Here is a 24,759-nt window from a genome sequence, read left to right as displayed (position 1 = left end):
GCGTTCCGCCGATGTGGCCGCTGCTGCGTGACCCTATCGCGGCCGTGGGCCGCTCCTACCGATACACCGAGCGTCCTGTAGGAGCGGCCCATGGCCGCGATGGATGCCCTGCCAGCACGCAAGCAAAAGCCCCGGTCAGGCGAACCCGACCGGGGCTTTTCTATAACAGCTAAAGGTTTAGAACAGCACGCGGCAACGGATGGTGCCCTTGATGTTCTGCAGCTTTTCCTGGGCCAGGTCGGAGTAGTCGGCGTCGACGTCGATCACCACGTAGCCGACCTTCTCGTCGGTCTGCAAGTACTGACCGGAGATGTTGATGCCGCTCTCGGAGAAGACCCGGTTGATCTCCGACAGCACGCCCGGCACGTTCTGGTGGATGTGCAGCAGGCGGTGCTTGCCCGGGTGCGACGGCAGGGCCACTTCGGGGAAGTTGACCGAGGACACCGAGGTGCCGTTGTCGCTGTACTTGACCAGCTTCTCGGCCACTTCCAGACCGATGTTGGCCTGGGCCTCGGCGGTAGAGCCGCCGATATGCGGGGTGAGGATGACGTTGTCCAGGCCACGCAGCGGCGAGACGAATTCGTCGTTGTTGGAGCGCGGCTCCACCGGGAAAACGTCGATGGCGGCGCCGATCAGGTGCTCGTCCTTGATGGCCGCGGCCAGGGCGTCGAGGTCGACCACGGTGCCGCGCGCGGCGTTGATCAGGATGCCGCCTTTCTTGATGGCGCGGATCTCGCGCTCGCCCATCATCAGCTGGGTGGCGGGGGTTTCCGGCACGTGCAGGGTGACGATGTCGCTCATGCCGAGCAGCTCGGTCAGGGAGCCGACCTGCTGGGCGTTGCCCAGGGGCAGCTTGGTGATGACGTCATAGAAGAACACCTGCATGCCCAGGCCCTCGGCCAGCACCGACAACTGGGTGCCGATGGAGCCGTAGCCGATGATGCCGAGCTTCTTGCCGCGGATCTCGAAGGAGTTGGCCGCGCTCTTGATCCAGCCGCCACGGTGGCAGGAGGCGTTCTTGGCCGGGATGCCGCGCAGCAGCAGGATGGCCTCGGCCAGCACCAGCTCGGCGACCGAACGGGTGTTGGAATAGGGGGCATTGAACACGGCGATGCCGCGCTCGCGGGCGGCCTGCAGGTCGACCTGGTTGGTGCCGATGCAGAAGCAGCCGACGGCGACCAGCTTCTTGGCGCAGTCGAACACCTCTTCGGTGAGCTGGGTGCGCGAACGGATGCCGATGAAGTGGGCGTCGGCGATCTTTTCCTTGAGCTGGGCATCCGGCAGGGAGCTGGTGACGTACTCGATGTTGCTGTAACCCGCGGACTTCAGGATATCCACGGCGGACTGGTGGACGCCTTCCAGGAGAAGGAAGCGGATCTTGCTCTTGTCGAGGGAAGTCTTGCTCATCTGCGTTGAATCCAGAGTTTCCAGGGAGAAGGATGCCGGCGCGGCGCAGGCCAGTTCAGCCAGCGGCAAAGGGGGCGCTATCTTAGCATGAGCCGCCGCATGCAGGTCCGGTTGCGACCTGAAGCTTTCTCAGGGCGACCATGAGCACTTCGCGACCGGCAACGCGCCGCGGCGCCCGCTTTTGGTTAAGATCGCCAGCAGACGCCACTCACCAGGAGCACAAGATGGCCTATCAGCACCAGTACCTCGATGGCACCAAGATCCACTTCCCCCTGGGCAAGGTCGTCTGCATCGGCCGCAACTATGCCGAACACGCCAAGGAGCTGAACAACCCGGTTCCCACCGAGCCCCTGCTGTTCATCAAGCCGGCCAGCTGCGTGGTGCCGGTGGCGGACGGCTTCGCCATTCCCACCGACCAGGGTTCGGTGCACTACGAGGCCGAGATCGCCGTGCTGATCGGCAAGCCGCTGTCGAAGAAGCCTTCGGCAGAGGAAGTCCGCGACGCCCTCTCCGGCTTCGCCCCCGCCCTGGACCTGACCCTGAGAGACGTGCAGAGCCGCCTCAAGGACAAGGGCTATCCCTGGGAAATCGCCAAGAGCTTCGACGGCGCCTGCGTGCTCGCGCCCTTCGTGCCGGGCGATGCCTTCGAGGATCTGGCCGACATCCCGGTGCGCCTGACCATCAACGGCGAGGTGCGCCAGGACGGCAACAGCCGCGACATGCTCAACCCCATCCTGCCGCTGATCCAGACCATCGCCGGGCATTTCTCCCTGCAACCGGGTGACGTCATCCTCACCGGCACACCGGTAGGTGTCGGACCGCTCAACGTGGGCGATCAACTGGTGCTGGAGCTGCCGGACGTTAGCCGCTTCGAAACCCGCGTGCTATAACCCCCGCCACCCACCGTCGCCTGGCGGGTGCCTGGCGATGGTGTACCGGCACGGCCACGACGCTCTAGGCTTTGCCTGAAAAGTGCCTACGCTCGGCGACTGTGCAGACAAGCCATAACAAGAAGCCGTACGAGCCCGCATGTCCAGACTCCCCCGCCTCATCCTGTTCCGCCTCCTCCCCGCCTTCGTCCTGCTGGTGCTGATCGTCCTCACCTTCGTCTGGCACTGGAACGACCGCGCGCTGCTCTGGTGGCAGGAATACCGCACGCCGCCGGAAGTACGGGCCCAGGCGGTCTGGTTGCCGGACTACCAGGCGGTGATCCAGGGCAAGCCGCTGCCGGGCCTGGCCGAAGCCGAGACTTCCGACCTCACCTACGATCCCCGCACCCGCACCCTCTTCGCCGTCACCGGCAATACGCCCTACCTGGTGCAATTGAGCCTGACCGGCGACATCCTCAGGCGCATCCCGATCCGCAACGTCGCCAACCTGGAAGGCGTGACCGCCCTGGAAGACGGGCGCCTGGCCATCGTCGACGAGCGCCAGCGGCGGCTGTCGCTGTTCCAACTGGCGGACGACACCCAGGAGCTGGACGCCAACACCTTCGAGCATCGTGACCTGGGCTTTCCCGACGCCGGCAACAAGGGCTTCGAAGGCATCGCCTGGGATCCACGGCGCCAACGCCTGATCCTCAGCAAGGAGCGCGACCCGGCCGCCCTCTTTACCCTGGCCAGCGACGGCCGCGGCGTTACCGGTACCCTCCAGCCCTTTCCCCTCAAGCAGCTGGTGATCGACTACTCCGCGGTGGCGGTCGATCCGCGCACCGGTCATCTGCTGGCCCTGTCCGATCAGTCCCACACCCTGGTGGAAATGACCGCGGAAGGTGCACCGGTCAGCTTCATCAGCCTCAGAAACGGTCTGCACGGCCTCAAGGCGACCATGGAACAGCCGGAAGGCGTGGCACTCGATGAGGCCGGCAATCTCTACCTGATTGGTGAACCCAATCTCTTCCACGTGTTTCACAAGGTGTCCAAAGCGGCGCAATGAGCGCCTATTCAGCTTGAATTCAGGGTGGCGCCCTTAGGCTGCGCGGCATCACCGCCTCAGGACCCTGTCGATGCTTCCGCTGTTTTCCCCGCGCACTCTGGGTGCCCTGTTGGGCGCCGCCCTGCTGCTGACCCTGACCCTGGTGGCCCAGCAGCACCGGCTGTTCGAGCGCCTCTGGTTCAACGTCCAGAGCCAGCTCCAGGCCGAGAGTCGGCAGGCCCGCTCGCTGTGGCTGCCGAGCTATCGCGTCACCGTGGAAGCGCGTCCCATCGGCGAGGGCATCACCGACGTCTCGGCGCTGAGCTTCGATCCGGATCGCCGCACCCTGGTCAGCGTCACCAACAAGCCGGCGCGTTTTCTCGAACTCGACCTGAACGGCCGGCTGCTACGCCAGGTGGACCTCAAGGGCTTCAGCGATCCGGAAGCTATCGAGTACATCAAGCCGGGTGTGTACATGATCAGCGAAGAGCGCCGCCAACGCCTGGTGCGGGTACAAATCGGTGCCGACACCCAGGTGGTGGACATCGACGACCGCCAGGTCAGTCATCCCTTCAGCCTGAGCGATGTGGAAAGCGACAACCGCGGCAACGAAGGCCTGGCCTACGACGCGGCCCGCGAGCGCTTCTTCGTCGCCAAGGAAAGCGATCCGGTACGCATCTACGAGATCGACGGCCTGGGCAGCGAAGCCTTCGAGGGCCTGCAGGCCTTGTCGCTGCGCAGCGACCCCAAGCGTGACCGCCGCCTGTTCGTGCGTGATCTCTCCAGCCTGCAATTCGACCCTGGCACCGGACATCTGCTGGCGCTCTCCGATCAGTCGCGGCTGGTACTGGAGCTGGATGACGACGGCAAGCCGATCAGCTCCCTGTCATTGCTGCGCGGCCAGCACGGCCTGAGCCGCAGCGTGCCCCAGGCCGAGGGCGTGGCCATGGACGACCAGGGCCGGCTGTATGTGGTCAGCGAGCCGAATCTGTTCTATCGCTTCGAGAAGCCGTGAGGTAGAAGCTCATCGCGGCCAAGGCGGTCCGGCGCCTGCTCGGATAGCCCCCCTCGGGAGAGGGTTGGGGTGAGGGCGCGCCCGGCAGCGATGGTCATATAGAAAAGGCTGCGCCGTTTTTCACGCTACGCAGCCAGTGTTGGGCTTCGACGATGGAGCCGTCTCAACCCAACCTACGGGAATCGTCGTAGGTTGGGTTGAGCGCAGCGAAGCCCAACAGGCTTTGGCACCTCCCCCTCACCCCAGCCCTCTCCCGGAGGGAGAGGGGGTGGTCCGGTGCCCCCTTATGTCACTACCGCCAACCCACTGCCCCCTACTCCCCCTGCTCGAACAACTCCTCCAGGTAGCGTCGCGCATTGGCCACATAGACCTGAGCATTGGCCGCCAGCTGCGCCTGCTGGGCGTCGCTCAGGGTACGCACCACCTTGGCCGGCGAGCCGAGCACCAGGGAGCCATCGGGGATCACCGCGTTCTCGGTGACCAGGGCATTGGCGCCCACCAGGCAGTTGCGCCCGATGCGCGCGCCGTTGAGCACCACCGCGTGGATGCCGATCAGGCTGCCGTCGCCGATCTCGCAGCCATGCAGCATGGCCTGGTGCCCCACGGTGACGCCGCGCCCCAGGGTCAGCGGCGAGCCGGGATCGGTGTGCAGCACGGCGCCGTCCTGCACGTTGCTATCGGGGCCGATGTGGATCAGTTCGTTGTCACCGCGCAGCACCGCGCCAAACCAGACGCTGGCGCCTTCATCCAGGCGCACCTTGCCGATCACCGCGGCGGTAGGCGCGACCCAGCTGTGCGGATGGGCGTCGACGCGGTGTTCTCCCAGGCGGTACTTCATGGCGGTCATCCTCGTGTTGTTATGGTTGGCGGAAAGTCCGATTGTTCGCCGAGGTGAGCGACGGGCGCAATCGCCAGCGAACGGCGCCTTCGCGTTGTTGCAAGTCATTCTCGATAGCGAAAGAATGCCTTCAGGGAACCTGAGACCGCAGGACTGCGACGAATGACCACGGCCAGCACGCTGGGAAAGGCGCTCGACCTTTGCAAAGCTTGCTGCCGCTGATGGCATCTTGTCCTCACGGCCAGTGTCCTGTCCGTCGTCAGCCATCCCGGCCCAGGCCGGTTTCCCGAGACCACCGGAATCTGCGAGCGCCCGATGCGTACCACCTGGAAATTCCTGCTGCCCCTCGCCGTCACCGGACTGCTGGCGCTGCTGCCCGCACCGGAGGGCCTGCCCGCTCACGCCTGGCTGTACTTCGCCCTCTTCGCCGGGGTGGTGGTGGGGCTGATCCTCGAACCCCTGCCCGGCGCGGTGATCGGCCTGATCGGGGTAGCCCTGGCGGCCCTGCTGGCGCCCTGGGTGCTGTTCAGCCCGGCGCAACTGGCGACACCGGGCTTTCGCGCGCCCCAGGAGGCACTGAAATGGGGTCTGGCGGGCTTTTCCAATAACACCGTCTGGCTGATCTTCAGTGCCTTCATGTTCGCCCTGGGCTATGAGAAGACCGGACTCGGGCGGCGAATCGCCCTGCTGCTGGTCAAGGCCATGGGTCGCCGGACCCTGACCCTGGGCTACGCGGTGATGCTGGCCGATCTGGCCCTGGCCCCCTTCACCCCGTCCAACACCGCGCGCAGCGGTGGCACCGTCTACCCGGTGATCCGCAACCTGCCGCTGCTCTACGATTCCAAGCCCAACGACCCCAGCGCGCGGCGCATCGGCTCCTACCTGATGTGGGTGGCGATCTCCTCCACCTGCGTCACCAGTACCCTGTTCCTCACTGCCCTGGCGCCCAACCTGCTGGCCGCCGCCCTGATCGAGAAGACCGCCCAGGTGCACATCAGCTGGGGCCAGTGGTTCATCGCCGCCGCACCCATGGGCATCCTGCTGCTGGCCCTGCTGCCGCTGCTGGCCTACTGGCTGTATCCACCGGAGATCAAGCACAACGACCAGGTGCCGCTGTGGGCGGCCAAGGAACTGGCCGCGCTCGGCCCGCTGACACGCGATGAAAAGCTGCTGCTGGCCCTGGTGATCGGCGCCCTGGCGCTGTGGATCTTTGGCGCCGCCTGGGCCGACCCGGCGTTGGTGGGGATCCTGGTCATCGTGCTGATGCTGCTGCTCAAGGTCATCACCTGGAACGATGCCTTGGGCAACAAGGCCGCCTGGAACACCTTCGCCTGGTTTGCCACCCTGGTGGCCCTGGCCGACGGCCTGACCCGGGTCGGCTTCGTCGCCTGGTTCGGCCAGTGGGTCGCCGGCCACCTGGGCGGCTTCCACGCCGGCACCGCCATGGTGGTACTGGTAACGGTGTTCTATCTCGCCCACTACCTGTTCGCCAGTTCCACCGCCCACACCACCGCGCTGCTGCCGGTGATGCTGGCCGCCGGCATGGGCATCCCCGGCATCGACCTGCCGGTATTCGCCCTGCTGCTGGGCACCTCGCTGGGGTTGATGGGGATCATCACCCCCTATGGCACCGGGCCGAGTCCGGTGTACTACGGCAGCGGCTACCTGCCCAGCGCCGACTACTGGCGACTGGGAACCATTTTCGGCGCGCTGTTCCTGCTGGTGCTGCTGGGGATCGGGGTGCCGTGGATCATGATGGTGGCGTGAGGCGGAGGCCCGGACGGAGCACCGTAGGTTGGGTTGAGCGACAGCGAAGCCCAACATTGCGGAGTTTGGTCTTCTGCCTGGGCTTACCTGTGCCCTAACTGTTTATCGTAGTCTGCTGATGACTTTTGTTTCGCCCACCCGGGCGACTCACTTTTGCCAATCGCGGCTGCGCGCCCCGGACAAAAGTAAGCAAAAACGCTTGCCCCGACCATCCGGCCTTCCGCTTCGCTCCAGGTCCGCTCACGCCAGCGCCATTCCGGGGTCGGCCTACACGGGCCGTCCATGGCCCGTTAGGCCTCTCGCCGCATCCATGCGGCTCGACCCACTCCACGACGCCGGCGTTCGCCCTCCTGAACGGGGCGATTCGCGCGCCTGATGCCTTCGGTGCAAACCAGTAGGGTGGACAACGGCGCAGCCTTGTCCACGCGATAGGCGTTACCTCCTCAGTGGAAAACGCTGCGCGGTTTTCCACGCTACGCCCCCTGAACGCCGAATCCTCAGGCTTGCGCCCCGTCCCCGTCAGTGAGGCCGAGTGTAGGGGTCGCGCGGGGATGCGAGGCAGGACGTCGAGCAAGGCGCGAGGGGCAGGAGGCCCCTTCGTGCCGTGCCCCTGCCACGGCGCCGGAGCGAGGGAAACGTAGCGAAGCGGAGTAACAGCTACTGGCTGGCCCGAAGGGTGAGCGGAGCGAATCACTCGGAGCGCAGCGGAGGGCCGAAACGTGGGGACAGCGTTTTTGGTTACTTTTGTCCGGGGCGCGTAGCCGCGACTGGCAAAAGTGACTCGCCCGGGTGGGCGAAAAAAAGCATCAGCAAACCACGATAAACAGCTAGGGCACCCACAACCCTAATCCGTTGGGCTTCGCTGCGCTCAGCGCCAACCTACAAATACCGATGTTTGGAATGACTAGGCACCGTTGGGCTTCGACGGTAAAGCCTTCTCAACCCAACCTACGCCCCACTCCCCCAAAATTTTCCCTTTCACCCGACCTTTTGCTTAGGGACCTAAGCATCCCTTCGGCGTAGAATCCACATTCTTAGTGTGCTTTCGATAACACCCGCAGAGGTCGTCATGTCCCACCGTATTCGCCATCCCGGTTTCGCCGCCAAGCGCCAGAGCGCCGAGCAGGCCGCGCAGTTCATCCGTCACGGCATGACCGTGGGCATGAGCGGTTTCACCGGGGCCGGTTATCCCAAGGCCGTGCCCGGCGCCCTGGCCCAGCGCATCACCGCCAGCCATGGCGCCGGCGAGCCCTTTCGCATCAAGGTGTTGACCGGTGCCTCCACCGCACCGGAGCTGGACGGTGCCCTGGCGCGGGTCGATGGCATCGAGTTGCGGGTGCCCTTCCAGTCCGATCCGGAGCTGCGCAGCCGCATCAACGCCGGCGGCCTGGATTACATGGACATCCACCTGGGCCAACTGGCGGAAAAGGTGCGCTATGGCTTCTTCGGCAAGATCGACGTGGCGGTGGTGGAGATCGCCGCGATCCGCGAAGACGGTCTGCTGGTGCCCTCTTCCTCGGTGGGCAACAACAAGACCTGGCTGGACATGGCCGATGCGGTGATCCTGGAGGTCAATCGCTGGCAGCCCGATGCCCTGGACGGCATGCACGACATCTACACCGACGGCGCCCTGCCGCCCCACCGCACGCCGATTCCACTGGCGCACCCCGGCGACCGCATCGGCTCGCCCTACCTGGAGGTGCCGCTGGACAAGGTAGTGGCCGTGGTGGAGACCGATGCCCCCGATCGCAACAGCCCGTTCAAGGCCCCCGACGCTGCCTCCCAGGCCATCGCCGCGCACCTGCTGGACTTTCTCCGCTTCGAGGTCCGTCAGGGTCGTATCCCGGCCAACCTGCTGCCGATCCAGTCGGGGGTCGGCAACATCGCCAACGCCTTCATGCAGGGCCTGGCCGAGAGCGAATTCGAAGGGCTGACCGCCTTCACCGAGGTGATCCAGGACGGCATGCTGGAACTGCTCATCAGCGGCAAGATGGAACTGGCTTCGGCGACGTCCTTCTCCCTGAGTCCGGCGGGCATCGAGCGCTTCCTCGAGCACGCCGAAGCGCTGCGCCAGCGCATCATCCTGCGCCAACAGGGGGTGAGCAATCATCCGGAACTGGTGCGCCGTCTGGGCTGCATCGCTCTGAACGGCATGCTCGAAGCCGACCTCTATGGCAACGTCAACTCCACCCACCAGATGGGTACGGGGATGATGAACGGCATCGGCGGCTCCGGCGACTTCGCCCGCAATGCCTATCTGTCGGTGTTCATGGCGCCGAGCACGGCCAAGAACGGGCTGATCTCGACCCTGGTGCCCATGGTCAGCCACGTCGACCATACCGAGCACGATGTCTCGGTAATCGTCACCGACCAAGGCTTGGCCGACCTGCGCATGCTCAGCCCCAAGCAGCGCGCCCGGGCCATCCTCGAACACTGCGTGCACCCCAGCTTCCGCCCGGCACTGGAGGACTACTTCGCGCGCGCCCTGGCCGGCAGCCATGGCAAGCACACCCCGCACCTGCTGCCCGAGGCCCTGGCCTGGCACGAGCGCTATCTGGTCACCGGCAGCATGCTCGGCCCCGCCGCTCAGGAAGCCCACGACTGAAAGGCAAGGCGTCCGAGCCTTCTCGGGCGCCCTTTCGCTCCGCCATCCCTGCCGTTCGTCGCCCATCTGCAACTAATTGTGACTTTTTGCCAGCGCGCTGTGTAAAAAGCTCTCCTGTCGGATTCCCAGCCGACATTCCGGGTGATAAAAGACGTGAAATCTCTGAGCAATGTCCTTGATCTGCAAGGGGCATTGCCGTTCGCGGTTGTTCTAATTCCGCCCCCTTTGAGAGCTGCTACCGTGAAGATCTGTCATCAACTCGCCGGCTTGTTGCTGGCTGGCTTGGTCGGGCTGAGTCCGGCCGTCCTGGCCCAGACCCCACCGAAGGTCAAGGCTGCGGCTGCCGCCACCGCCCAGCGCCTGGCCTCGAACCACGCCCTGGTCGTGGACCTCAAGACCAATCAGGTGCTCTTTTCCCAGAATCCCGATCAGGTCGCCCCCATCGCCTCGGTGACCAAGCTGATGACCGCCCTGGTGGTGCTCGATGCCAAGCTGCCGCTGGAGCAGACCATCGACATCGACATCAGCGAGAATCCGGCCATGCGCGGCATCTTCTCGCGGGTGCGCCTGGGCAGTCAGCTGACCCGGCGCGACATGCTGCAACTGGCGCTGATGTCCTCGGAAAACCGCGCCGCCACCAGCCTCGCCCACCACTATCCAGGTGGCCAGCGCGCCTTTGTCGCCGCCATGAATGCCAAGGCCCGCGCCCTGGGCATGAAGAACACCCGCTACGCCGAGCCCACCGGCCTGTCGCCGCTCAACGTCTCCACCGCGCGTGATCTGGTCACCCTGCTCAAGGCCACCGAACGCTATCCGCTGCTCGGTCAGCTCAGCACCACCCCGGAAAAGACCCAGGCCTTCCACAATCCCAACTATGTGCTGGGCTTTCGCAATACCAATCACCTGGTCTACAACGCCGACTGGAGTGTGCAGCTGACCAAGACCGGCTACACCGACAAGGCCGGTCACTGCCTGGTGATGCGCACCGTGATGGCCGGTCGTCCGGTGGCCTTTGTGGTGATGGACGCCTTCGGCAAGTTCACCCACATGGCCGATGCCACCCGCGTCCGTCGCTGGCTGGAAACCGGCGCCCTGACCCCCCTGCCGGGCGCGCCCAAGGCGGGTCGCAGCACGGTATTGGCGCGGCAGTGACGCCCGCCTGAGCGAGTCCCGAAGCCGCGTTCCGACGCGGCTTTTTCATGCCTGGCGCTTTTCCACGGGTCGGATACGCGCCGCCTCGCCTGGCAGGATCGGCGGCGGCGGACAATAGTTATCCCTAGCGCTGGAGACCGCAGTACCGGCACGCCCCCACGCCAAGAGGTGTCCCGATGAAGCCCGCCCTGTCACGTCGCCAACTCCTGCACTGCGCCTGCTGCCTGCCGGTGGCCGCTGCCCTGGCCCCGTTGGCCCTGCCTGCCCTGGCCGCGCCGGCCAAGGCCCACACCACCCTCACTGCCGAGCAGGCCCTGCAACGGCTGATCGACGGCAACCAGGGCTTCATGGACGACCAGCCCCTGCATGGAGAAACCAACCGCGATCGGCGTCTGGCGATCGCCAAGGGCCAGACGCCCTTTTGCGTGCTGGTGTCCTGTTCGGATTCGCGGGTCTCGCCGGAGCTGCTATTCGGCCGTGGCCTGGGCGAGCTGTTTATCGTGCGCAACGCCGGCAATACCCTGGACACCACCGCCCTGGGCTCGGTGGAATACGCCATCAGCCAGCTGGGCGTGCCACTGATCGTGGTCATGGGCCACGAGAAATGCGGCGCGGTGGAAGCCGCGGTGGCGGTGGTGGAGCAGAACGCCCTCTATCCCGGTGCCATCGGCGCCATGATCGAACCCATCCTGCCGGCGGTGCTCAGCGCCCGCGCCGGCAATCCAACGGATCTGTTGGAAGCCGCGGTGCGCAGCAATGTGCAGCGCACGGTCCGGCGGCTGCGCGCGGCCTCCGAGCCGACCCTGCTCGCGCCGCAACAGGACGGTCGGGTCAAGGTGGTGGGCGCCTACTACACCCTGGAAAACGGCCATGTGGACTTCTTCGACGTCTGAGGCGGGCACCCCGTGCTTCAGGTGCGGTCTAGGGCTGTATCCCCTATATGGAAAGCCCCATGAGCAAAGACGCGATCGCCCACCAGTACTACGAGACCGTCACCGGCCGCTGCTGGCTGGATGACGTGCGCGAATGGCGCCGCTTGCAGGCCGAAGCCCAGGCCGCCGCCGATCGCTACCTGGCCTGTCCGGACGACCTGGGCACGCCCGAACGCGAGCGTCTGGAACAGCGGTGGCGCACCATCAACGAAGAAGCCGGCGCCTTCTGGCAGCGCATGTGGGCGAATCTGGATCGCTAGTGAGCGGCAAAGGCCTCAGTTAGCGCTGGTGACAAGCTCCAGCAGGCCTTCGGGGACCAGTCGGCAGGTGTCGTCAAAGGAATCGAGCGAGCGCCAGGTGGCCATGAAAGCTTCACCATCGCTCTCTTGGCCGGGCAGCTCGGTCTGCGCATAGAGCTGCCGATCGGCAAATTCGGCCAGGTAGACCAGCACCACCTCGTGACCCGGCCGTCCCGCGTAGCTGAACAGCGATTCCAGGGTGCCCAGCAGCCTCAACTCGGCCAGCTCGACGCCCAGCTCTTCGCGGATCTCGCGATGCACGGCCGCCTGGCTGGTTTCGCCGAACTCCACGCCACCGCCCAGGGGCCGGCAGAAACTTCGGCCATCGTGCGGATCCTGCGTCTCACGCACCAGGATGCGGTTGCCCTGACGCAGGACACAGAGCGCCAGGACGCGGATCTGGCCGTTCATCACACCAGCCCTTCCGCCTTCAACTCGCTCTTGAGATAGGCGTAATACACCGGCGCCGCCACCAGCCCCGGCAGGCCGAAGGCCGCCTCGAACACCAGCATGGCCACCAGCAACTCCCAGGAACGGGCGCTGATCTGGCCGCCGACGATGCGAGCGTTGAGGAAGTATTCCAGCTTGTGGATGGCGATCAGGTAGCCCAGCGCCGCCACCGCGACCCAGATCGACAGCGACAGGCCGGCGATGAAGATCAGGGTGTTGGACATCAGGTTGCCGATCACCGGCAGCAGACCGAGGATGAAGGTGAGGATCACCAGGGTCTTGGCCAGCGGCAAATGGACGTCGAACAGCGGCAGCACCCCGAGCAGGAAGATGCCGGTCAGGGTGGTGTTGAGCAGGGAGATCTTGATCTGGGCGAAGACGATGTTGCGAAAAGCCTGGGCCACCAGGCCGAGCCGCACCAGCAGCGCGCCGGACAGCGGGCGCAGGCGCTCGGGATCAGGGGTGGGCTGCAGGGCGACGATGGCGCCGAGGATCATGCCGATCAGCACGATGACGAAGGTCCGCGCCGCATCCCGACCGAACAGCTGCAGTTGCGCCACATGGGCGCGCACCCACTCCACCAGCTCCTGCTTCATGCTGTCGGCGTTGGCTGGCAGGTAGGCGTCCAGCGAGGGTGGCAGCTGGGCGCGGGCACGCTCGGTGAGCACCATGAACTTGTCCAGCAGCCGCCCGGGGTTCTGGACTTCCTGGATGATGAAGCTGGTGAACCACACGAAGAACAGCGTCAGCAGGCTCACCACCAGGGCGCCGAGCAGGGCCACGGCGAGCCAGCGCGCGCCGCCGCCGGGCATTTGCCGCTGCAGGCGCCCGGCCAGGGTGTTGACCAGTTCGTACACCAGCAGGCCGGCCAGCAGGCTGGGCAGGAGCTTGAGCGGGAGAACCAGATAGAGCGCGGTGAAGACGATGATCCAGCTGGCCAAGATGGCCTGGCGTTGCGTGAAGGCGTACATAGATTACCGGCGGCAGAATCCCTGCCCGCAGTCTGACAGTCTGCCGCCTCGCCGCCCAGCCTGGACAGCGAAGAAAGCCCGGACCTCTGTTACCCGGCATTACCCGGGCGGGCGTTTTTCAATCCACCTTCCTAGCCGGCCAGTTCCGCGGCGCAGACCTGCGCGCGGCCCTGGTGCTTGGCCGCATAGAGCTGCGCATCGGCGGCGGTGATCAGGGCGGCCGGATCGACGGCGGTGGGCGGCAGCGCGGTGGCCACGCCCAGGCTCAGGGTGACGTAGCCGGTCACCGAGGAATAGCCGTGGGTCAGACGCTGGTCGCGGACCTGCTGCAGCAGCCGCTCGGCGACCTGGCTGGCCCCCTCCAGATCGGTGCCCGGCAGCAGGCAGCCGAATTCCTCGCCGCCGTAGCGCGCAAGCAGGTCGTAGGGGCGGAACAGGCCCTGGCCCAGCGCCTGGGCGACCTGACGCAGGCACTGGTCGCCGGCCAGGTGGCCATAGTGGTCGTTGTAGGCCTTGAAGTGATCGATATCCATGAGGATCAGCGAAAACGGCATGCCTTCGCGCTGGCTCTGGCGCCAGCCGCGAAGCAGCGCCTCGTCGAACTGACGCCGGTTGGCGACGCCGGTGAGGCCATCGACCAGGGCGATGCTGCGCAGGGCGTCACGTTGCGCCTTGAGGGTCAGCTGGGTGCGCACCCGGGCGCGGACGATGACCGGATTGATCGGCTTGCTGATGAAGTCCACCGCGCCCAGCTCCAGACCGGTCACCTCTTCGTCCGGGCCCTCCTGGCCGGTGACGAAGATCACCGGGATGGCGGCGGTGGCCGGATCGGCCTGCAGCCGGCGCAAGACCTCGTGGCCGTCGAGCTGGGGCATCATCACGTCGAGCAGGATCAGGTCCGGCTGCTGGGCCAGGGCCAACTGCAAGGCCTGGGCGCCGCTGGTGGCCATCAGGGTCTCGCAGTCCTGGCGAAAGAGTTCGTGGAGGATGCGGATGTTCAGCGGTTGGTCGTCGACGATCAGCAACTTGGGCTTGCTGCGCCGCCCGGCGGCCTCGGCGGTCGGCGGTGTCATAGGGCTTCCTTCAGATCCGGCAGGGTGGTGAGCGCCGCAGCGAAGTCGAGGGTCTCGACCTGGGCGCGAAAGAGGTCGTAGCGCACCTGGGCCTCGGCGCGGCAGTGCACCGGCAGCTCGGCGACCAGGTCCAGGGCGTCGAGGTTGCCCTGGCTGAGCAGCTGTTCGAGTTCGTCCAGCCGGGCGGGCCAGTCGACCTGGGTGTCAGTGTCAGGGTCGGTGTCCGCGTCGGTACGCACCGGCGGCGGCAGGATGTCGGCCAGGGCGCCGCGCAACTCGGCCAGGGCCTCGTCGAGCAGCTGTCGCAGAGTCGCCACTTCCATCGCCACCTCCGTGGGCACGCCCGCCCCGGCCTTGCCGGCGCGTTCGCCCTCGGCGGCGCGCGCGGCCAGGCGCTGGGCACCCATGGTGCCGGCGCTGCCCTTGAGGGAGTGTAGTACGGCGATCGCGGCTTCGCTGTCGGCGGTATGCCAGGCCCGGGCGAGGGCTTCCAGCAGACCGGCGGAGTCCTCGGCGAAGCGTTCCAGCAGCGAGCCGAACAGCCGGGCATCGCCACCGAAGCGACGCAGGACGATGCTCAGGGGTTCCACCTGGCGATCCTCGGCGACCGGCGCGGCCGTGGGCGCGGCGTTCACCTCCTGCCCGGTCAGGCGCTGCAGGCGGGCGACCAGCAATTCCAGGTCGATGGGCTTGCCGATATGGTCGTCCATGCCGGCGGCCAGGCAGGCATCACGGTCGGTATGGGAGGCATTGGCGGTCATGGCCAGGATCGGCAGGGTGCGGAAGCGACCGTCGGCGCGGATGCGCCGGGTGGCTTCCAGACCATCGATGTCAGGCATCTGCATGTCCATGATGACCACGTCCAGCGGCGCGCCGGAGAGCACCCGCTCGACGCCTTCCAGCCCGCCCTCCGCCAGCTCCACCTGGGCGCCCTGGGCCAGCAACAGCTCGGCGGCCACCTGACGGTTGAGGGCATTGTCTTCCACCACCAGCAGGCGCAGCCCGGCCAGGCAACGACTTTCGTCGACCACCGCGGCGGCGTGCACGCCAGCCGGGATCTCGGCGCCCAGGGCGCGCTCCACCACCTCGACGATCTGCGCTGGGGTCACCGGCTTGGTCAGGTAGTCATCGAAGGGAGCGTCGGCGCTCTGCTGGGTTTCGGTGAGGAAGTCGCGGCCGAAGCCGGTGAGCATGATGACCTTGGGTCGACTGGCCTGCTGGTGCTCGCGCAGTTGCCGGGCCGTGGCCAGGCCATCGCCGTCGGGCATGCGCCAGTCCATGAGCACCGCCTCATAGGGCTGCGCCTGCTGTTGGGCCTGGGCGACCTGCGCCAGGGCGGCGGCGCCGCTGGTGACCAGATCCACCTGCCAGCCAAGGGCCGCCAGGGTCTCCACCAGCACCTCGCCGACCAGGATGTTGTCGTCGGCCAGCAGCACCCGGCGACAGACCGGCGCCAGCTGGGCCTCGCCCTGGCTGTCCACCGCCAGGGTGGCATCGAACCAGAAGCGGCTGCCCACTCCCAATTCGCTTTCCACCTGCAACTGGCCATCCATCAGCTCCACCAGGCGCTTGCAGATGGCCAGACCCAGCCCGGTGCCGCCAAAGCGCCGGCTGATCGAAGCCTCGGCCTGGGTGAAGCCCTGGAACAGCTGCTCCTGCTGGGCCGGGCTGATGCCGATGCCGGTGTCCCGCACCGAGAATTCCAGGCGCAGCTGGCCGTCCACGCGGGACAGCTGGCGCACGCTGACCAGTACCTGCCCCGCCTCGGTGAACTTGAGGGCGTTGCCGGCCAGGTTGATGAGGATCTGTTGCAGCCGCAGGCTGTCGCCGATCAGGGCGGTGGGCAACCCGGCGTCGAGGTGATAGTTGATCTCGACGTTCTTCTCGCCGCTGTTGCCGGAGAGCACCACGCCCAGGTTGCGCAGCACCTGCTCCAGGCTGAAGGGGTGCAAATCCAGCTGCAGCTTGCCCGCCTCGATCTTGGAATAGTCCAGCACGTCGTTGAGCAGTCCCAGCAGCGAGCGCGCCGCCTGCTGGGCCTTGGTCAGGTAGTCGTCCTGACGAGCGTTCAGCGTGGTGCGCTGCAGCAACTGCAGCATGCCCAGCACGGCATTCATCGGCGTGCGGATCTCGTGGCTCATGTTGGCCAGGAAGGACGACTTGGCCTGGCTGGCCAGGTCGGCGCGGGTGCGTTCCTCGCGCAACCGGTTCTCCAGTTCCAGCTGTTCGGTGATGTCGCGGTTGATGCCCACCACCCGCAGCACGCGCCCGCGCGGATCGCGCTCGGTGCGGGCACCGGCGATGATGTGCCGCAGCGAGCCGTCCTGACGACGCACCCGGAACACCGGATCGAACACCGCGCGGCCGGCCATGGCGGCGCCCAGGCGCTCTTCGGCGCTGACCAGGTCGTCGGCGTGCACTCGGTCGCGCCAGTCGTTGTAGGTGATGCCGTTGGCGCGTTGAGCCTCGGTCCATTCGTAGAGTTCGAACATCCGCTCGTTGCACTGCACCTGGCCGGTATCGGGCTGCCAGCACCAGATGCCCAGCTGGGCGACGTCGGCGGCCATGGTCAACTGGTCGCGGGCCTGCAGCAGCGCCTGGCGCTGGCGGCTCTGTTCGGTGATGTCGGCGATGATGGCCACCGCCAGGCGCTCGCCGTCGGTCCACATTACTCCCAGGCTCAGGGTCATGGGGAAGACGCTGCCGTCCGCGCGACGGCCTTCCATCTCCTGCCCCTGCGGGCCGGCCTGGTCGTCGGAGATTTCCTGCGGACAGCTGAACAGCGCCTCGTAGCCGGCCAGATAGCCGGGGATCAGGCGGCGGATGGGTTGGCCGACCACCTCGTCGGCGCGATAGCCGAAGATGCGTTCGCCGGCCGGATTGAAGGAGCGCACCAGGCCATGGCTGTCCACGGTAACGATGGGACTGACCGCGGTATCCAGGATCGCCCGGGTCAGGGCCAGGCTGGCGGCCAGCTCCTGTTCGGCGGCCTTGCGTTCGGTGACGTCCGAGGCGATGCCCAGGTAGCCGCTGATCTGGCCGGCGGCATCGCGCATGGTGGTCACCACCAGGCTGACGTCGCGGTGTTCGCCGTCGCGGCGGACAAAGGTCCACTCCCGAGCGTCGGCACCGGCGCGCTCGGAGCGCTCCACCAGCACCCGGAAACCGGCGACCGGCAGGCCGTACTCGGCTTCCAGGGCCGCGCCCCGGGTCGCCAGCTCGTCCGGCAGATGGAAGTCGCTGGCCTGCCAGAGTCCCACCACCTCGGCGGCGCGATAGCCGAGCAGCCGCTCGGCGCCTTCGTTGAACAGGGTGATGCGACCGGTACGGTCGGTGGCGATGATGCCCACCTCGGAGGCCGCGCGCAGCACGTCGCCGAGCAGGCGATTGGTCTGGCTGAGTTCGGCGGTGCGCTGGGCCACCTGCTCTTCCAGTCGGGCATTGAGGGCCAGGATCTCAGCCTGGGCGGCCTTTTGCAGCGAGATGTCGCGCACCGTCTTGGAAGCGCCGACCACCCGGCCGTCACGACCGCGCATGGGCGAGACGCTGACGAGGACGTCGATCAGGTGACCGTCGCGGTGCTGACGACGGGTCTCGAAGTGCGGCACCGGCTCGCCGCGGCCGATGCGCGCGAGCACCGACCACTCCTCGTGCTCAAGCTCCGTGGGCACCACCAGATCGAGCAGGCGCTGGCCCACGGCTTCGCTGGCACGGTAGCCGAACAGCTCTTCCGCGGCGTGGTTCCAGCTCAGCACCACGCCCTGGAGGTCCTTGCTGATGATGCCGTCGGAGGAGCTTTCCACCACCGCGGTGAGGTTGGCCTGATCCTGCTGGTACTGGCGGCGCCGCTGGCGGGTGGTGAACAGCGCGAAGGTCAGGCCGGCGGCCAGCAGGCTGACCAGCTTGCCGACCAGATGCACCAGGGGTATCGAGACCAGGTTGAGGCCGGCGATGAAGGCCGGGGTGGCGGTAAACGCCATCTGCCAGCGCCGCCCATAGACATCACGGGTGGCGCTCACTTCCGAGAGTCCCTCGGCGACCGGCTCCCGGGTATCGCCGCGGGTATAGAACAGCGTGGGCCGCGCCGGCTCGGTCACGTCGGTCAAGCGGATCAGCAGACCCGGGATATCCAGGCGCAGGCTGCCGAACAGTTCCTCGATGCTCAGGGGCACATAGGACCAGCCAAGGGTAGCGGCCTCGCGGCGTGCCAGGTCCTTGGGCAGCAGGCCGTCACGGTAGATGGGCAGCATCAGCAGCAAGCCGCGCTCGGGCGGTTGATAGGCCTGCAACTCCACAGGCCCCGACAGGTGCATGCTACCCCGCTGCATGGCCAGCACCGCCGTCTCGCGGCGTACCGGCTCAGACGCCGCATCCATGCCGACGGCACGCTGGTTGAGCGCCACCGGCTCGACGTACTGGACGACGAATCTGTCGCCGCCATGGGGCGCGAAACTGCGAATGGCGAAGTCCGGCCAGCCATCGGCGCGCGCTTCGTGGACGAAGCGCTCTTCCTCGTCGACGGGAACCCGGCGGATGAAGCCTATGCCACGGGCCCCGCGAAACTCCTGGTTCAGGTCGTGGGTACGACCGTAGTGCTCCAGCAGTTCCCGCGACAGCCCCGCGCCGGCCACCACGATGACGTCACGCATGCCGCTCAGGCTGTACTCATAAACCCGCAGCCGCTCGGCGATCTGCTCGCGCACGTCGGTCGCCGCCGCGTTGAGGGCCGTCTGTACCTGTCGCTCGTTGCGCTCGGTCAGATGGCGCATGGTCAGGCTGGTCAGCAGGACGCCGAACAGAAAGACGCCGAGACTCCAGCGTACGCGAGAGGATTTGCACAGCCTGCTGAACATGAAGCCCCTGGTGGCAAAGGGTGCCACGCCGTAGGTTAGGCGGTACCAGGCCGGGCCGGCGCCGTGCTGGACGCGGGCCGCTAGCAGACCTGGCGGTAACGCTTAGCCCATCGGCGGAAAAAAAGACTTTCTTGATGCCATAGATCGCCGGCCTGGCGGGACCCCAGCGGCGAAGGCGCTAAAAACAGCAGACCAGAGCGAGTTCGCGCGCTAATTAGTTTTACTTTTTCTGACGAATGGCAGGCGGACCACGGCGCTCACGCGCGCGTTGCTGACCCGCTGGACAACAAAAAGGGAGAGCCAACCTGAGGTCAGCTCTCCCTTTCCAGGGTTGCCGCGAGGGCTAGATGCGGAAGCCGCCTACCAGCCGCTGCAGGCGACCAGCCTCGGCTTCCAGCGCGGTGCAGGCTGTCAGGGTCGCCTGGAGGTTGTCCACGCCCTGCTGGTTCAGCAGGTTGATCTCGCTGATGTCCATGTTCAGGGTCTCCACCACCGAGGTCTGTTCCTCGGTCGCCGTTGCGACGGACTGATTCTGGCCGTCGATCTCGCCGATGCGCTCGGTCACGCTGCCCAGCCGCTCGCCGGCGCTCTTGGCCACCTGCATGCTGTGGGCGCTCTGCCGCTGGCTTTCCTGCATCAGGGCCACGGCGTCGCGCGAGCCGGTTTGCAGCTCTTCGATCATCTGCTGGATCTGCTGCGCCGAACTCTGGGTGCGGCTGGCCAGGGAGCGCACCTCGTCGGCCACCACGGCGAAGCCACGCCCGGCTTCACCAGCCCGAGCGGCTTCGATGGCGGCGTTGAGCGCCAGCAGGTTGGTCTGCTCGGAGATGCCGCGGATGACTTCGAGGATCTGGCCGATGTTAGCCGTCTTGCCGTTGAGGGCTTCGATATGCTCGCAACTGGTGCCTATCTTGCTCGACAGCGCCTGCATGGCGTGCAAGGCCTCGTCGAGCACCTCGCGGCCCTCCTCGCCCTGGGCGCGGGCCGTGCTGGCCTCGCCCGAGGCGTGGGCGGCGTTGCGGGCGATCTCCTGGGCGGCAGCGCCCAGCTCGTTGATCGCCGCGGCCACGCTGGTGGTGCGCTGGGCCTGGATATCGGACTGCTGCATGGAGGATTGCGAGGCCTCCAGCACCCGGCGGGTGCTCTGATTCAGCTCGCCAGTGGTCTGGGCCACATCGCGGATCGAGGTATGGATCCGCGCCACGAACTTGTTGAAGGCCTCGGCCAGGGCGCCGAACTCATCGCGGGATTGCACCGGCAGCCGGCGGGTCAGGTCACCCTCGCCTTCGGCGATGTCGTCCATGGCGCGGGTCAGGTCGTGCAACGGACGCAGCAGCACGCGGATGAGCAAGCCCAGCAGCAGGATGATGGCGATCACCGCCACCAGGGTGGCGCCAATGGCCAGGTTGCGTGCCTGGGTCACCGGGGCATAGGCCTTGGCCTGGTCGATGGACAGACCCAGGTACCACTTGACCGAGGGCAGCCCATTGACCGGGGTGAAGCTCACCAGGCGGTCACTGCCATTCTGGGTGACGGCGTGCAGACCAGGCTGCAGAGACGGAGTCTGCTCGGGGAAGACGTCCTTGAGGGTCTTGAGCACCTGCTCGGGATGGCTGCTGACCAGGATCTTGCCGTCACCGTCCACCAAGAAGGCTTCGCCGAGACCGCCGACGTTGAGCGAGGTGATGATCTCCACCAGCGCCGAGAGGTTGAGGTCGCCGGCCACCACGCCGGCCAGCTGGCCGTCACGCTGCAGCGGGGTGGCGATGGTCACGCCCAGCTGTCCGGAGGAGGCGAAGATATAGGGCGGGGTCAGCACCGTGGTGCCGGCGGCGGTGGCGGCCGCGTACCAGGGCCGCTTGCGCGGATCGTAGCCGGCCGGCAGGTTGCGCAGCGGTCGGGTGGTGTAGGTGCCGTCGACTTCGCCCAAATAGGTGGAGTCGAAGTTGCCGGTATAGATCTTCTGATCCAGCAGGCCCACCAGCCCCTCGGGCGAGCGGTCGCGTGCCAGGGTCTGGGCCTCGCCTTCGATGAGCTTGACCCGGGTATCCAGCCAATAGGCAATGTTGCCGGCGGTGACCCGACCGGTTTCCGCGAGGTTGGCACTCAGGCTCTGATCAATGGCCTGACGTTGCAAGTAGGCATTGAAGCCGGCCGAGGCAGCCAGCGCGGTGGTGATGACCAGCGCCGCGACCAGCAGGATCTTGTGGCTGAATTTCAGGTGTCGCTTCATACAGGTCTGCGTCCGTAGCGAGGGGGAGCCATGCCGTGTGCGAGGCATGGCCTATCGCCCTCGTTATCGGGTATCAATCAGACTACTTGAGCGTAGCGGCGATACCTTTTTACCTTCCCCTCTAGATCCGGAAGCCGCCCACTAGTCGCTGCAGGCGACCGGCCTCGGCTTCCAGGGCGGTGCAGGCCGCCAGGGTCGCCTGGAGGTTGTCGACGCCCTGCTGGTTCAGCAGGTTGATCTCGCTGATGTCCATGTTCAGGGTCTCCACCACCGAGGTCTGTTCCTCGGTCGCCGTTGCGACGGACTGATTCTGTCCGTCGATCTCGCCGATGCGCTCGGTCACGCTGCCCAGCCGCTCGCCGGCGCTCTTGGCCACCTGCATGCTGTGGGCGCTCTGCCGCTGGCTTTCCTGCATCAGGGCCACGGCGTCGCGCGAGCCGGTCTGCAGCTCTTCGATCATCTGCTGGATCTGCTGCGCCGAACTCTGGGTGCGGCTGGCCAGGGAGCGCACCTCGTCGGCCACCACGGCGAAGCCACGGCCGGCTTCACCAGCCCGCGCCGCCTCGATGGCGGCATTGAGCGCCAGCAGGTTGGTCTGCTCGGAGATGCCGCGGATGACTTCGAGGATCTGGCCGATGTTGGCGGTCTTGCCGTTGAGGGCTTCGATGTGTTCGCAACTGGTGCCGATCTTGCTCGACAGCGCCTGCATGGCCTGCAGGGCTTCGTCGAGCACCTCGCGACCCTCCTCGCCCTGGGCGCGGGCCGTGCTGGCCTCGCCCGAGGCGTGGGCGGCGTTGCGGGCGATCTCCTGGGCGGCGGCGCCCAACTCGTTGATCGCCGCGGCCACGCTGGTGGTGCGCTGGGCCTGAATATCGGACTGCTGCATGGACGACTGCGAGGCCTCCAGCACCCGGCGGGTACTCTGATTCAGCTCGCCAGTGGTCTGGGCCACATCGCGGATCGAGGTATGGATCCGCGCCACGAACTTGTTGAAGGCCTCGGCCAGGGCGCCGAACTCATCGCGAGCCTGTACTGGCAGGCGACGGGTCAGATCGCCCTCGCCTTCGGCGATGTCCGCCATGGCGCGGGTCAGGTCGTGCAGCGGGCGCAAGAGCACGCGAATCAGCAGCCCCAGCAGCAGGATGATGGCGACCACCGCCACCAGGGTGGCGACGATGGCCAGGTTGCGCGCCTGGGTCACCGGGGCATAGGCCTTGGCCTGGTCGATGGACAGGCCCAGGTACCACTTGACCGAGGGCAGCCCATTGACCGGGGTAAAGCTCACCAGCCGCTCGCTGCCGCCCTGCAGGACGTGATGGAAGCCCGGGGCCAGGCTCGGGGTCTGCTCGGGGAAGACGTCCTTGAGGGATTTCAGCACCTGGTCGGCGTGGCTGCTGACCAGGATCTTGCCATCGCCGTCCACCAGGAAGGCCTCGCCCAGGCCACCGGCGTCCAGCGAGGTGATCATCTTCATCAGGCTGTCCATCACCAGGTCACCGGCCACCACGCCGATCAGCTTGCCGTTCTGCAGGACCGGCGCGGCGATGGTGATGCACAGGAAGCTCTGCGGCGGTGCAGTGAGATAGGGCTCGGTGAGGATGGGGCCACCGGCGATGACCGCGGCCTTGTACCAGTCGCGCTGGCGAGCGTCGTAGCCGGCCTCCATGGGGGTATGGGGGCGGTCGGTAAAGGTGCCGTCGACCTCACCCAGGTAGGTGGAATCGAAGTTGCTCGTGTAGAGCTTCTGTTCGAGCAGGCCTGCGACATTGGCCGGGCTGCTGTCGCGGCTGAGCGCCTGGGCTTGGCTGTCGATCAGCTTGACCCGCGCATCCAGCCAGTAGGCGATGTTGCCGGCGGTGATGCGGCCGATCTCGCCCAGGGAGGCTTCGAGACTTTGAGTGATGGCCTGGCGCTGCAGATAGGCGTTGAAACTGGCGAAACCGGCCAGGGCGATGGTCACCACGAGGGCAGCCGCCAGCAGGATCTTGTGGCTGAATTGGAGCGAGCGTTTCATGGATACCACGCGAAAGGCTTAGGGAAGGGCAGCCGCGCTCCTCGCACATGCTGATTGCGATAATTATCTGGAGGGAAAACCGACCTGGGACGGTCGAGAACGCACTATTACGGTAAAATCTGACTGTTAGCTGGCACCAGCCGATAAACGCTCTCACAACGCCGATGCCCGGCCAGCACGCCCTACAGCAGGCTGAATCCTTTCAGTAGCAGCAGGCCCAGATTAGTGGTCAGCATCCCGCCCAGGGTACTGAGCACCACGATGGTGGCCGCCAGCTGGGCATTGCTACCGGCGGCGCGGGCCATGACGAAACTCGAGGCGGCCGTCGGGCAGCCCAGGTAGAGGAAGAGGATGCCCAGCGCCGGCCCCTGGATGCCCAGCGCCAGGGCGCCCAGCACGCCCAGCAGCGGAATCCAGACGATCTTCCACAAGCTGGCACCCACCGCCAGGCCACTGCTTTCGCGCAGCGAGGCCAGCGACAGGGTGGCGCCGATGCACATCAGCGCCAGCGGCAGGGTGAGCCCGGCGAAATAGCGCGCCGAGGTGTCCAGCCAGCGTGGCAGCTGCCACTGGAAATAGGCGAAGGGAATCGCCACCAGGATGCCGATGATCAGCGGGTTGCCGAGGATGCTGCGCAGCAGGGTGCGCCAGTTGGCCTCCAGCTGCGGACTGTAGAGCGCCAGCACGATGGTCGAGAGCACGTTGTAGAAGAGGATGACCATGCCGGCCATGATCCCGCCCACCGACAGACCGTAGTCGCCGTACTGGGTGGCCGCGAGGGCCAGGCCGACGATGCCGCAGTTGCCGCGGAAGGCGCCTTGCACGTAGACCCCGCGATCGGCATGAGGGCAGCGCCAGATCGCCCAGCCCCAGGCAGCGAGAAAGCTCACCACCGTGGCCAGGGCGAAGTAGCCCAGCAGCAGCGGTTGCAGGGCTTCGCCGAGGTCGGCCTTGAGGATGCCGAGAAACAGCAGGGTCGGCATGGTGGCGCGAAACACCAGGGCGGACGAGGTATTGATGAAGGCGGTATCGATCCAGTTCAGCCGCTTGAGCACACAGCCGAGCAGCACCAGGGCGAAGACCGGGGCGGTGACGTCGAAGGTCGCCTGGACCAGGGCAAGCACGTCGGACATGGCAGAAGGCATCGCGGAAACGGCTCGCGATGGTAGCAGGCACGGCGCGCCACGGGTCCCTTCCTTCCGTCATCGCGAAGTGACATCAATCAATGCTTAGCTT

At 66.5% G+C, this 24,759-nt stretch carries 17 protein-coding genes and 2 pseudogenes; 8 read left to right on the top strand and 11 right to left on the bottom strand.

Features of this window, described 5'->3' with window-relative positions:
• Positions 1–177: 177 nt before the first annotated feature.
• A complete protein-coding gene (serA, locus tag NRG74_RS20355) occupies positions 178–1,407 on the bottom strand; it encodes a phosphoglycerate dehydrogenase (protein WP_017639986.1) in 1,230 nt (409 codons plus the stop codon).
• Positions 1,408–1,631: 224 nt separating this feature from the next.
• On the opposite strand from serA, the gene NRG74_RS20350 reads away from it, so the two are divergent.
• The 3 genes from NRG74_RS20350 to NRG74_RS20340 all read left to right on the top strand — a co-directional run bounded on the left by NRG74_RS20350 (position 1,632) and on the right by NRG74_RS20340 (position 4,336).
• Positions 1,632–2,297: a fumarylacetoacetate hydrolase family protein gene (locus NRG74_RS20350; protein ID WP_257705163.1), complete on the top strand. Its 666-nt coding sequence runs from the start codon at positions 1,632–1,634 to the stop codon at positions 2,295–2,297.
• Between the two features lie 139 nt (positions 2,298–2,436).
• The gene (locus tag NRG74_RS20345) at positions 2,437–3,342 is read left to right on the top strand and encodes an SdiA-regulated domain-containing protein (RefSeq protein WP_257705162.1); all 906 of its coding nucleotides are present in this window, start codon (positions 2,437–2,439) and stop codon (positions 3,340–3,342) included.
• 70 nt (positions 3,343–3,412) lie between these two features.
• A complete protein-coding gene (locus tag NRG74_RS20340; protein WP_257705161.1) occupies positions 3,413–4,336 on the top strand; it encodes an SdiA-regulated domain-containing protein in 924 nt (307 codons plus the stop codon).
• Positions 4,337–4,649: 313 nt separating this feature from the next.
• Here NRG74_RS20340 and NRG74_RS20335 read toward each other — a convergent pair whose 3' ends face one another.
• On the bottom strand, positions 4,650–5,174 hold the full coding sequence (locus NRG74_RS20335) for a gamma carbonic anhydrase family protein (RefSeq protein ID WP_017639990.1): 525 nt from the start codon (positions 5,172–5,174) through the stop codon (positions 4,650–4,652).
• 315 nt (positions 5,175–5,489) lie between these two features.
• Between NRG74_RS20335 and NRG74_RS20330 the strand changes: the two genes are divergently transcribed.
• The 5 genes from NRG74_RS20330 to NRG74_RS20310 all read left to right on the top strand — a co-directional run bounded on the left by NRG74_RS20330 (position 5,490) and on the right by NRG74_RS20310 (position 11,890).
• Positions 5,490–6,941: an anion permease gene (locus NRG74_RS20330; protein WP_257705160.1), complete on the top strand. Its 1,452-nt coding sequence runs from the start codon at positions 5,490–5,492 to the stop codon at positions 6,939–6,941.
• Positions 6,942–8,010: 1,069 nt separating this feature from the next.
• On the top strand, positions 8,011–9,546 hold the full coding sequence (locus tag NRG74_RS20325) for an acetyl-CoA hydrolase/transferase family protein (RefSeq protein ID WP_064308403.1): 1,536 nt from the start codon (positions 8,011–8,013) through the stop codon (positions 9,544–9,546).
• A 240-nt stretch (positions 9,547–9,786) separates the two neighbouring features.
• Complete coding sequence (pbpG, locus tag NRG74_RS20320; RefSeq protein WP_437181161.1) at positions 9,787–10,698, top strand: D-alanyl-D-alanine endopeptidase; 912 nt, start codon at positions 9,787–9,789, stop codon at positions 10,696–10,698.
• Positions 10,699–10,874: 176 nt separating this feature from the next.
• A complete protein-coding gene (locus NRG74_RS20315) occupies positions 10,875–11,591 on the top strand; it encodes a carbonic anhydrase (protein ID WP_064308404.1) in 717 nt (238 codons plus the stop codon).
• A 59-nt stretch (positions 11,592–11,650) separates the two neighbouring features.
• Positions 11,651–11,890, top strand: coding sequence for a hypothetical protein (locus tag NRG74_RS20310; protein ID WP_257705159.1), 240 nt, complete (start codon positions 11,651–11,653; stop codon positions 11,888–11,890).
• Positions 11,891–11,905: 15 nt separating this feature from the next.
• Here NRG74_RS20310 and NRG74_RS20305 read toward each other — a convergent pair whose 3' ends face one another.
• The 9 genes and pseudogenes from NRG74_RS20305 to NRG74_RS20275 form a co-directional block, all read right to left on the bottom strand.
• The gene (locus tag NRG74_RS20305; RefSeq protein WP_257705158.1) at positions 11,906–12,340 is read right to left on the bottom strand and encodes an NUDIX hydrolase; all 435 of its coding nucleotides are present in this window, start codon (positions 12,338–12,340) and stop codon (positions 11,906–11,908) included.
• A complete protein-coding gene (locus tag NRG74_RS20300; protein WP_064308407.1) occupies positions 12,340–13,350 on the bottom strand; it encodes an AI-2E family transporter in 1,011 nt (336 codons plus the stop codon). Before NRG74_RS20300 ends, NRG74_RS20305 begins: the two co-directional genes overlap by 1 nt.
• Before the next feature lie 131 nt (positions 13,351–13,481).
• Positions 13,482–14,423, bottom strand: a complete 942-nt coding sequence (locus NRG74_RS20295) for a diguanylate cyclase domain-containing protein (RefSeq protein WP_257705157.1) — start codon at positions 14,421–14,423, stop codon at positions 13,482–13,484.
• Positions 14,420–19,276 carry a PAS domain S-box protein gene (locus tag NRG74_RS20290; protein ID WP_257705156.1) on the bottom strand — a complete coding sequence of 1,619 codons (4,857 nt, stop codon included), beginning with the start codon at positions 19,274–19,276 and terminating at the stop codon, positions 14,420–14,422. Before NRG74_RS20290 ends, NRG74_RS20295 begins: the two co-directional genes overlap by 4 nt.
• A gap of 343 nt (positions 19,277–19,619) precedes the next feature.
• The gene (locus tag NRG74_RS24760) at positions 19,620–20,384 is read right to left on the bottom strand and encodes a methyl-accepting chemotaxis protein (RefSeq protein WP_375379698.1); all 765 of its coding nucleotides are present in this window, start codon (positions 20,382–20,384) and stop codon (positions 19,620–19,622) included.
• 141 nt (positions 20,385–20,525) lie between these two features.
• Positions 20,526–21,509, bottom strand: a pseudogene (locus tag NRG74_RS24755) (HAMP domain-containing protein); the annotation flags it as partial.
• A 121-nt stretch (positions 21,510–21,630) separates the two neighbouring features.
• Positions 21,631–22,395, bottom strand: a complete 765-nt coding sequence (locus NRG74_RS24750) for a methyl-accepting chemotaxis protein (protein WP_423814404.1) — start codon at positions 22,393–22,395, stop codon at positions 21,631–21,633.
• Positions 22,396–22,536: 141 nt separating this feature from the next.
• A pseudogene (locus tag NRG74_RS24745) lies at positions 22,537–23,523 on the bottom strand (HAMP domain-containing protein); the annotation flags it as partial.
• A 182-nt stretch (positions 23,524–23,705) separates the two neighbouring features.
• The gene (locus NRG74_RS20275; protein WP_064308433.1) at positions 23,706–24,647 is read right to left on the bottom strand and encodes an AEC family transporter; all 942 of its coding nucleotides are present in this window, start codon (positions 24,645–24,647) and stop codon (positions 23,706–23,708) included.
• Positions 24,648–24,759 lie beyond the last annotated feature (112 nt).

Origin of the sequence: Pseudomonas oryzihabitans (assembly GCF_024652905.1) — a bacterium.
Classification (GTDB): domain Bacteria; phylum Pseudomonadota; class Gammaproteobacteria; order Pseudomonadales; family Pseudomonadaceae; genus Chryseomonas; species Chryseomonas benzopyrenica.
Note: the sequence above shows the minus strand (reverse complement) of the source record. Positions and strands in the feature narration are given on the sequence as shown.

Excerpts from the sequence above, each read along its gene's own strand:
- NRG74_RS20330 (WP_257705160.1), top strand. The coding sequence starts at position 5,490 with ATGCGTACCACCTGGAAATTCCTGCTGCCCCTCGCCGTCACCGGACTG.
- NRG74_RS20290 (WP_257705156.1), bottom strand. The coding sequence starts at position 19,276 with ATGTTCAGCAGGCTGTGCAAATCCTCTCGCGTACGCTGGAGTCTCGGC.
- NRG74_RS24760 (WP_375379698.1), bottom strand. The coding sequence starts at position 20,384 with ATGCAGCAGTCCGATATCCAGGCCCAGCGCACCACCAGCGTGGCCGCG.
- NRG74_RS20310 (WP_257705159.1), top strand. The coding sequence starts at position 11,651 with ATGAGCAAAGACGCGATCGCCCACCAGTACTACGAGACCGTCACCGGC.
- NRG74_RS20300 (WP_064308407.1), bottom strand. The coding sequence starts at position 13,350 with ATGTACGCCTTCACGCAACGCCAGGCCATCTTGGCCAGCTGGATCATC.
- NRG74_RS24750 (WP_423814404.1), bottom strand. The coding sequence starts at position 22,395 with ATGCAGCAGTCCGATATTCAGGCCCAGCGCACCACCAGCGTGGCCGCG.
- NRG74_RS20315 (WP_064308404.1), top strand. The coding sequence starts at position 10,875 with ATGAAGCCCGCCCTGTCACGTCGCCAACTCCTGCACTGCGCCTGCTGC.
- NRG74_RS20350 (WP_257705163.1), top strand. The coding sequence starts at position 1,632 with ATGGCCTATCAGCACCAGTACCTCGATGGCACCAAGATCCACTTCCCC.
- NRG74_RS20340 (WP_257705161.1), top strand. The coding sequence starts at position 3,413 with ATGCTTCCGCTGTTTTCCCCGCGCACTCTGGGTGCCCTGTTGGGCGCC.
- serA (WP_017639986.1), bottom strand. The coding sequence starts at position 1,407 with ATGAGCAAGACTTCCCTCGACAAGAGCAAGATCCGCTTCCTTCTCCTG.
- NRG74_RS20325 (WP_064308403.1), top strand. The coding sequence starts at position 8,011 with ATGTCCCACCGTATTCGCCATCCCGGTTTCGCCGCCAAGCGCCAGAGC.
- NRG74_RS20345 (WP_257705162.1), top strand. The coding sequence starts at position 2,437 with ATGTCCAGACTCCCCCGCCTCATCCTGTTCCGCCTCCTCCCCGCCTTC.
- NRG74_RS20305 (WP_257705158.1), bottom strand. The coding sequence starts at position 12,340 with ATGAACGGCCAGATCCGCGTCCTGGCGCTCTGTGTCCTGCGTCAGGGC.
- NRG74_RS20335 (WP_017639990.1), bottom strand. The coding sequence starts at position 5,174 with ATGAAGTACCGCCTGGGAGAACACCGCGTCGACGCCCATCCGCACAGC.
- NRG74_RS20295 (WP_257705157.1), bottom strand. The coding sequence starts at position 14,423 with ATGACACCGCCGACCGCCGAGGCCGCCGGGCGGCGCAGCAAGCCCAAG.